A 1,627-nucleotide genomic window follows, 5' to 3' on the forward strand; every position below is an offset into this window, starting at 1 on the left:
TTGTCGCGCCGAGTCAGCCCGAGGGCGCTTGGTGCCGTACTACCGCGAGTGCCCGTTCGCGCTCGTCCCCGACCGCGATCCGCTCTACGCGCTGACCGAGCCCTTCGCGACCGCGGCGGCGAACCGCGGCGACCCGGTCGTGACGGAACCGACGTTCGGGAAGTGGGGGACGAGCCTCCTGGCCGTGGTCGGCGACCACCCGCACCTCGTCCTGACGGGAGTCTCCACGGACTGCTGCGTGCTGTCGACGGCCCTCGCGGCGGCCGACGCCGGGGCGACCGTCACGGTCGTCGCGGACGCCTGTGCCGGGGCCAGCGACGAGGACCACGAGCGCGCGCTTGCCGCGATGCGGCTCTACGCGCCGCTCATCACGGTCGTCGACTCCGCGAACGACCTGTGAACGGCCCCAGCAGCGTCGCACGCACCGCGTAGAGTGTCGAGCGTGCCAGCAGTGAACCTCGGTCTGCCGAAAGTCCCGGAAACGCTCTCCCCGCGTCGCAAGTCGCGGCAGATCCGGGTCGGCAAGGTCCTCGTGGGCGGTGACGCGCCGGTCTCCGTGCAGTCGATGACCACGACACCCACCACGAACATCAACGCGACCCTGCAGCAGATCGCCGAGCTCACCGCCTCCGGCTGCGACATCGTCCGCGTCGCCGTTCCCAGCCAGGACGACGCCGACGCCCTGCCGATCATCGCGAAGAAGTCGCAGATCCCGGTCATCGCCGACATCCACTTCCAGCCGAAGTACGTCTTCCAGGCCATCGACGCCGGGTGTGCGGCCGTCCGCGTCAACCCGGGGAACATCCGCAAGTTCGACGACCAGGTCGGTGCGATCGCCAAGGCCGCGAAGGACGCCGGGGTCTCGCTCCGCATCGGTGTCAACGCCGGGTCGCTCGAGCCGAGCCTGCTGCAGAAGTACGGCAAGGCCACGCCCGAGGCCCTCGTCGAGTCGGCCGTCTGGGAAGCCAGCCTGTTCGAGGAGCACGACTTCCACGACTTCAAGATCTCGGTCAAGCACAACGACCCGATCGTCATGGTGAAGGCGTACCGGCAGCTCGCAGCGGCGGGCGACTGGCCGCTGCACCTCGGCGTGACCGAGGCCGGTCCGGAGTTCCAGGGGACGATCAAGAGCGCGACCGCGTTCGGCATCCTGCTCGCGGAGGGCATCGGCGACACGATCCGCGTCTCGCTCTCGGCACCGCCCGTGCAGGAGGTGAAGGTCGGCCTGCAGATCCTGCAGTCGCTCAACCTCCGGGAGCGCAAGCTCGAGATCGTCTCGTGCCCGAGCTGCGGTCGCGCCCAGGTCGACGTCTACCAGCTCGCGAACGACGTCACGAAGGGGCTCGAGGGCATGACCGTGCCCCTGCGCGTCGCCGTGATGGGCTGCGTCGTGAACGGTCCGGGCGAGGCCCGTGAAGCCGACCTCGGCGTCGCCTCCGGCAACGGCAAGGGCCAGATCTTCGTGAAGGGCGAGGTCATCAAGACCGTCCCGGAACGCGAGATCGTGCAGACCCTCATCGAGGAGGCAAACCGCATCGCGGACGAGATGGGTCCGGCCGCCGCCACCGGCTCCGTGCAGGTCATCACCGCCCCGTAGCGCGCGTCGCGCGGGCGTACCGGACGGGAG

At 69.8% G+C, this 1,627-nt stretch carries 2 protein-coding genes; both read left to right on the top strand.

The genetic code is table 11. The features are described 5' to 3' along the window. Positions 1-400: cysteine hydrolase family protein (locus I59_RS18810; RefSeq protein ID WP_042726341.1), on the top strand; the 400-nt coding region annotated here is incomplete at its 5' end. 63 nt (positions 401-463) lie between these two features. Beyond that, positions 464-1,597: a flavodoxin-dependent (E)-4-hydroxy-3-methylbut-2-enyl-diphosphate synthase gene (gene ispG / locus I59_RS00960; protein WP_031272324.1), complete on the top strand. Its 1,134-nt coding sequence runs from the start codon at positions 464-466 to the stop codon at positions 1,595-1,597. Positions 1,598-1,627 lie beyond the last annotated feature (30 nt).

Origin of the sequence: Curtobacterium sp. B8 (genome assembly GCF_000333315.1) — a bacterium.
In the GTDB taxonomy this organism is placed as follows: Bacteria; Actinomycetota; Actinomycetes; order Actinomycetales; family Microbacteriaceae; genus Curtobacterium; species Curtobacterium luteum.